This window comes from Neochlamydia sp. AcF65 (genome assembly GCF_018342435.1).
GTDB lineage: Bacteria > Chlamydiota > Chlamydiia > Chlamydiales > Parachlamydiaceae > Neochlamydia.
This window is the reverse complement of the sequence record NZ_JAEMUE010000078.1, coordinates 1-6,543: the sequence shown is the minus strand read 5'-3', so window position 1 is coordinate 6,543 and position 6,543 is coordinate 1. Positions and strand designations below refer to the sequence as shown.

The window sequence follows — 6,543 nt, the reverse complement described above, 5'->3', positions numbered from 1 at the left end:
TGGGTTAGATCTTACGCTTTCTCTAAATCTCTCTAAATCAATCTCTTCTTGCAAATCAGCAAAATTTTTATCAGTGGTTTTTCTTCTGGCCATTGTTACCTCCTTCTTTTAGAAAGAAGATAATTCTAGATTTATATAGCATTTGTCAAATCTTTCTCATCAAAACGCCCTGATCTTACATACAGGCTTTGTAGATAAAAGAACTACTCATTCTGATTATAATGCTTTGCATCTAGCGTGTTCACAGGGAAATCCCCACAGTGTTCAACTTCTTCTAAATGCGGGATTCCTGAATGAAGGCCACAAATCTGGTAAATCTAATCTAGAGCTTGCTTGCAAGCATCCAGGTGTAGTTGCTATTTTAAACAATAAGACAGCCGAAAGAGATTTAAGGGTTAGTAAGTTTTATCAAACGTTGAATAATGATGATGTCAATGGTTTACTAGAAATTTTCCCTCAGTTTGATTCTAAGGAGATAATCTTCTCGCCTGATAACTTTTCTAATTATTGGGGAACTTATCTACATTTTATTCTTCAATTTTCTAAAAAGAATAATGTTCGCTTGCTTATAAGCGAATTATTAAAATATCCCGTTCTTATACATAAAGTAAGTGATAGTAATGGAGATACAGTCGCCCACCTGCTTGCCAAAAACAATCTATCTCTTTTGAGCATTCCTGCTAATGAATTAACTATAAAAAACCATAAAGGAAGCACCCCTCTCCATTTAGCAGCGCAATACTGCAATCTTGTAGAGTTAAAAACACTCATTCAACAGCTTAAAAAGAAAGATTTAAATAGAGAAGATAATGAGGGGCGTACCCCCCTCTTTTATGCTATACGGAACAATACTCCAACTACTAAAGAAAACATTCGCATACTTGCTGAACTCGGAGCCAATCTTGAACATTATGACTTTGAGCGGATAACACCTCTAATTTTTGCATGCAAGCATAATAAATCCCTTGCCGTTAATGCTCTCTTAAAATATGGAGCTCGTCCCAATCAAATAGGAACGTTAGAAAAGGTAACGCCTTTATATATCTCTTTGACTTTAGAAAGAGAGGAAATTGCTCGCCATCTGCTTCTCAAGGGGGCTAATCCTCATATTATAGATGAAAAGGAAATTAACATTATTACTCTTCCAGGAGCAAAGCGAGTGCTCAAGCTATTGATAGCACGTCAAGAGACATGTAATAACACCTCTCGCTCAAGCCTAGAACCTGCCCATCTTGCAGCTTATCATGGCCAAACAGATATTTTATCCAACTTAAAACAATTAGGGGTTTCTTTAGATACTCGTGTAGAATTAGAAGCATCAGAAAATTTAAATGATTTACCTAATAATGACAGCCTTTTTCAAGGAGCCACTCCCCTTCATTTGGCCATCTTTAATGGCCAAGCAGAAACTGCCAGATGGCTACTAAAACAGCAAGTTCAAGTCCAATCAAAAACTGAGCACGACTTAGATGTTTTATCATTTGCTGCTATGAACAAAGCTGCCAAGCCGCTCTTAGAGATATTCTATAAATATCGTATTTCAAAAAATGTTGAAAGCCTCAATCAAGCTGCTCGAATAGCAATTTCTCAGGATAATATTGAGGTCGTCATTTATCTCTATCAGCATGGTATCACCCCTAATACTTTATTAAAGCCCTATCATACAGGCTTGCATATTGCTTGTATGCAAGGAGCCTTGCAAAGCACAGCATGGCTCTTACAGAATGGTGCGGATCCATGGGCAAATGGCCCTTTAAACAAAAATGCTTTTGAATTAGCGGCAGAAAATGGCTCTTATACACACTTTCGACTTTTGATTGAATTTGCACGGCCGGATTTAGATGAAGCTAATCACGAAGGTAAAACATTGATGCATTTAGCTGTCGCAGCTAGAAACTTCAACCATATTGTAATTTTAATTTTAAATCATGCCAGCTTAGACATCCAAGATGATACCGGATTAACTCCCTTACATAGTGCAGCTCAAAAAGGTCAAGTAGAAATTGTTCGCTTACTATTAACTTGCGGCGCGAATCAAGAGATTTGTAATTTTGAAGGCAAACGTCCTATTGATTTGGTTGCCGAAGATAACGATACCTTACGTCGTGTCTTCAAAAAATATCAAAAGTTGGATAAAAAAAAGAAGAAAAATGAAACGCTTTTACATCGAGCCGTAAGAAGTAATTACCCGCTAGCTATTCCTCTCTTATCTCGTACGCAATATATCAACGAACAAGACAGTGAAGGCAGTTCTGCTTTACATTTAGCTGTAAGAAAAGGACAAACAGAATCTGTGCGCCGCCTTTTGCACTCTCAATCACCTGTTAATATTGATGTGGATATTTGTGATAAACACTACCGTACGCCTTTATGGTATGCCTGTGTGCAAAAACAACATTTTGATATCGCCAGATTACTCATTAAGGCAGGAGCTCATGCATTATATCCAGATATTTCGGCATTAAATATTATTCAACAGGTAGAGAAAATAAACTTTGAGGGAAAGGAAAAACTTTTAAATCTATTAAATAATGAGGCCAAAAAATTCCTTCATAAAATAGGACCTCTAATATAATCAAAAAAACCCTACGGCTATTAAAAGAGGGAACTTAAGGACAATTGCCAGGCCAAATTTTAGGCTAATATTTAACACGCTGGCCACTTGGGATGAAACAAAAGCAACAAGATAATTGGCTGTTAAAAGACGAGAGATGAAACCAGTAAATTAAGGCTATTAGGTTAAAATATATAAAGGAAATAGCACTGCATAATTTAAGAAAAAACATCCTACTCAGCATTACCCTAGCTACCTCTCTTTATGCTTATATAAACATAAAATAATTAATAAAAAAACACTTTTTTATAAAAAAGAAAGGAAAATAGGCGAAGTGAATCTAAATAAAGGCTGAAGAAATTTTCAGATTTTGCCCCCGTATAATTCATTTTTCACATGGGGCTTAAGCATATATATAGGATAAAAAAAATTTAACTCATTACATAAGGAAATAATTTTATGTCTCTTACCGTTTCTTTTTCTTGCACTCGTATCCGTGCTAAATATGACGGAAAAAAGCTTACTTTAGTCAAAAAAAACTCAAAATTGAACTGGAAAAAAAACCCCGTTTTGATGACTGCCGAGGAAAAGAGAGCCATAAACTTTGAGCATATTATGGCAATTCTTCAAGGAGATTCTCTATTGCCTTCTGCCTTAGCAGGCTTAGATCCAAAGAAATTATCACCAGAAATTTTAGTGCTCGACCGAATTTATAGAAATGCTATTAAGCATTATATAGAAACTTTAAAAGATTCCAGTGGATATGACGAAAAAAACTTAAAAAAATTGAGGAGCCGACATCAATGGACCTGGATTAAAATAGCGGCTACCGGAGCATTTGTTTTAGGCAGCACGGGAGCACTGGGAGGAGCTTTAGCGGGAGGAGGTATAGGAGCAGTTCCCGCCGGAACAATAACGTTTGCATGCGGGTTGTTAGGAAGTAGCTTTTCTGCACGAAAGCTAGTGGACACTTTTATTTTGCGCGAAGGAAGTACACATCGATTAAAGTGGATTCAATCCATAGACCTAGCTGAAAAAAATAGGTTAGAGAACATGCAAGTACATTTAGAATTAAGTGCAGCACGCGTGTTAAAAGAGCTTCAAGAATTAGAAAAAGATGAAGAATGTTCTGTTGATTTATTTAGAACGCTACAGCAGCATTTTTTAGTTAACCAAGCTTTGTTTCCACAACAAGCTTTTATTATAGAAGGCGTAGATATAGCTACTTTTCTCCTTCAGTTAAAAGATAAATTTGCTTTCTCCTAACTATGCCAGAAAAGGAACTTATATGTTTACCCTTTTCCAAAATATATCTAATGATTTTAAAAGTTATTTTCTAATTTATGAGTGGAGAGAGGAGATCTTCTTGCTCCAGAGGCAAAGATAAATGGTGAGAAGCTTACACCTACAAGTGAGGGTTTAAAACGAAAAGCTTTACTTTTAGATACCTTTATAAATGCAAGACCTGAGCTTAAACTAAATGCTTGGAATGTTATTACCACTCTAAACATCTTCTTGCAAAGGACAGTGGAGGGGGTAGGAAGATTGCTTTTAATCGGCAATAATCTTGCAGGTCAGTTAAATAACCTTGCAGTGAAGAAAATTGGCCTTGAATATGAATTAGAGCAACGTATAGATTTCATTGCAACCTTTAAAGAAGTTTGCGCCCTATTTGAAAAGCATGTGCTAGAAGCAGAAAAAGCTGCAAAAGGGGCAAGAAATACTTCTTCTCTTCTATTAATGCAAACATTAGAAAATAAGGAAGATTAAATGGCAATAACTTTAAGTATTACTTCATCTTGTATACTTCCTATCAAAGCATGCTCACAAAAAACTGGGCATGCTTCTCAAGTATTCGTTAGAATTTGTAAAATATGTTCTTATTTAGGTGCCCGCATAAAAAAAATTGCTCTTGAGATTTTTTATTATTTACAAGAATTTTATAAGGATCTTAAGGATGATCTTTCAATTTGGTGGTTTGAAAAAGAAGATCCCATCGATACAGAGGCACGGATAGAATGTGAAAGGCTTAGACCTGAGATTGAAGAATTAAAGCGGAAAACCTTTCTCCTGGATACCTTTATAAACGAAAGGCCAGAGCTAAAAAATAAATGCTTAGAATATTACCATAAATATAAACATTTCTTCATCAAGAATCAAAGGGGTTCTCCAAGAACAAGACTTGCTATTGATCTTGATCTTAATGATCCTGTGGACCAATTAAATATTTTAGGGGTAGAAAAACTTGACCTGGAGTATGAATTAGATCAACGTATAGATTTTATTACAAGCTTTGAAGAAGTTTACGCTTTGTTTGAAAAGCATGTAATAGAAGCAGAAAAAGCTGCAAAAGGCGCAGGAAATGTTTTTCCACTTCTATTAACACAAGCTTTGGAAAATAAGGAAGATTGAATGGCAATAACTTCAAGTGTTACCTCATCTTGTATACTTCCTCTCAAAATATGCGCACAAAAAACTGGGCATGCTTCTCAAGTATTCTCTAGAATTTGTAAAATATGTTCCTATTTAGGTGCCCGGGTAAAAGGAATTGCTCTTGAGATTTTTTATTATTTTCAAGAGTTTTATAAGGATCTTAAAGACGATCTTTCAATTTGGTGGTTTGAAAAAGAAGATCCTATCGATACAGAGGCAAGGTTAGAATGTGAAAGGCTTAGACCTGAGATTGAAGAATTAAAGCGAAAAACTTTACTTCTGGATACCTTTATAAACGAAAGACCAGAGCTTAAAGCTAAATGCTTAGAATATTATCACAAATATAAACATCTTCTTATCAAGAATATTAGAGGCTGTGGGAGAACTGATTTTGATCCTGATAATCCTGTGGATCAGTTAAATATTCTTGCAGTAGAGAAACTTGACCTTGAATTTGAAGTAAATCAACGCATAAATTTTATTACAAGGTTTAAAGAAGTTTACACCCTATTTGAAAAGCATGTAATAGAAGCAGAAAAAGCTGCAAAAGGCGCAGGAAATGTTTTTCCACTTCTATTAACACAAGCTTTGGAAAATAAGGAAGATTGAATGGCAATAACTCCAAGTGTTACTTCATCTTATATACTTCCTATCAAAACATGCCCACAAAAAACTGCGCATGCTTCTCAACTATTCGTTAGAATTTGTAAAATATGTTCTTATTTAGGGGCTCAAATAAAAGGAATTGCTCTTGGTATTTTTCATTATCTTCAAGAATTTTTTAAGGATCTTAAAGACGATCTTTCAATTTGGTGGTTTGAAAAAGAAGACCCTATAGATACAGAGGCAAGATTAGAATGTGAAAAACTCAAACCTGAGATCGAAGAATTAAAGCGGAAAACTTATCTTCTAGATACCTTTATAAATGAAAGACCTGAGCTTAAGAATAAATGCCTAGAATATTACCATAAACACAAACATTTTTTTATTAAAAATACTAAGAGGATATCTTAAAACCCCCTATTTTGCCTCATTCATCTACTTTATCAAAGATCTAATAGGTTGATACAAAACGACTTATTTAAGATAATCTTTGAGAGAAAAGGGAGGTAAAGATGAGCAATGCATACCCTAGTGATTTATCAGATCGTGAATGGGAAGCCATTAAAATTTACTTTGAAGTAGATTACAGCAAAGGAGGCAGACCTATTAAACATACAAAAAGAGAGTTATTGGAAGCCATTTTTTATGTCTTAAGAACCGGTTGCCAGTGGCATTATCTACCCAAAGACTTTCCTCATTGGAAAACGGTTTACACTTACTTTAAGAAGTGGAAAGACGCACATTTGTTTGAGAAAATTAATCATCATTTAAGAAAAAAATTAAGAGTTATAATGGGGAGGAACCCCGATCCCAGCGCTGCCGTCGTCGATAGCCAGTCAGTTAAAACAGTAGAAAGGGGGGGCTTACAGGTTATGATGGAGCTAAAAAGGTTAAGGGGCGTAAAAGGCACATTGTAGTGGATACGCAAGGCTTTTTATTAACATGCTATGTAG

At 35.2% G+C, this 6,543-nt stretch carries 6 protein-coding genes and 1 pseudogene; all 7 read left to right on the top strand.

Going from position 1 to position 6,543, the window contains the following annotated elements; all coding sequences use genetic code 11:
- Positions 1-142: 142 nt before the first annotated feature.
- Positions 143-2,575 carry an ankyrin repeat domain-containing protein gene (locus tag NEOC65_RS09435; RefSeq protein ID WP_213156341.1) on the top strand — a complete coding sequence of 811 codons (2,433 nt, stop codon included), beginning with the start codon at positions 143-145 and terminating at the stop codon, positions 2,573-2,575.
- Positions 2,576-3,013: 438 nt separating this feature from the next.
- Complete coding sequence (locus NEOC65_RS09430) at positions 3,014-3,820, top strand: hypothetical protein (RefSeq protein WP_166156245.1); 807 nt, start codon at positions 3,014-3,016, stop codon at positions 3,818-3,820.
- A gap of 81 nt (positions 3,821-3,901) precedes the next feature.
- On the top strand, positions 3,902-4,324 hold the full coding sequence (locus NEOC65_RS09425; RefSeq protein WP_166156242.1) for a hypothetical protein: 423 nt from the start codon (positions 3,902-3,904) through the stop codon (positions 4,322-4,324).
- Entirely contained in the window at positions 4,325-4,966 is a 642-nt protein-coding gene (locus tag NEOC65_RS09420; protein ID WP_166156239.1) for a hypothetical protein, read from the top strand.
- Entirely contained in the window at positions 4,967-5,596 is a 630-nt protein-coding gene (locus tag NEOC65_RS09415; protein ID WP_166156236.1) for a hypothetical protein, read from the top strand.
- Entirely contained in the window at positions 5,597-6,001 is a 405-nt protein-coding gene (locus NEOC65_RS09410; protein ID WP_213156340.1) for a hypothetical protein, read from the top strand.
- A gap of 101 nt (positions 6,002-6,102) precedes the next feature.
- Positions 6,103-6,543: pseudogene (locus NEOC65_RS09405) on the top strand (IS5 family transposase); the annotation flags it as partial.

Bases quoted from the DNA above. Each gene is read 5' to 3' on its own strand.
- NEOC65_RS09430 (WP_166156245.1), top strand. From the start codon at position 3,014: ATGTCTCTTACCGTTTCTTTTTCTTGCACTCGTATCCGTGCTAAATAT.
- NEOC65_RS09420 (WP_166156239.1), top strand. From the start codon at position 4,325: ATGGCAATAACTTTAAGTATTACTTCATCTTGTATACTTCCTATCAAA.
- NEOC65_RS09415 (WP_166156236.1), top strand. From the start codon at position 4,967: ATGGCAATAACTTCAAGTGTTACCTCATCTTGTATACTTCCTCTCAAA.
- NEOC65_RS09410 (WP_213156340.1), top strand. From the start codon at position 5,597: ATGGCAATAACTCCAAGTGTTACTTCATCTTATATACTTCCTATCAAA.